Genomic DNA, 248 nt, shown 5'->3' with positions numbered 1-248 from the left:
GCGCCGGGTTCGCGCGTATGAGACACTTGATCGGTCATGACTGCCCTCCCTCTTGTTTTCGACGCGCCCAAGCGCGGCCTGCCGCCGCGCCATCTCGCCGACCTCACGGTGGCCGAGCGAGCCGAGGCGGTCGTCGAACTGGGGGAGAAGGCGTTCCGCGCCAAGCAGTTGTCGAACCACTACTTTTCGCGGCTCACCGTCGACCCGGCGGAGATGACCGACATCCCGGCCGCCTCGCGCGAGAAGCT

General features: G+C 67.7%; 1 pseudogene. It reads left to right on the top strand.

Annotated features, from left to right (window positions below):
* Positions 1-36: 36 nt before the first annotated feature.
* A pseudogene (locus WA670_RS45135) lies at positions 37-248 on the top strand (23S rRNA (adenine(2503)-C(2))-methyltransferase RlmN); the annotation flags it as partial.

Source organism: Amycolatopsis sp. VC5-11 (assembly GCF_037034185.1).
GTDB lineage: Bacteria > Actinomycetota > Actinomycetes > Mycobacteriales > Pseudonocardiaceae > Amycolatopsis > Amycolatopsis nivea.
The sequence above is the reverse complement of the archived record's forward strand: the minus strand, read 5'-3'. Positions and strand labels throughout refer to the sequence as shown.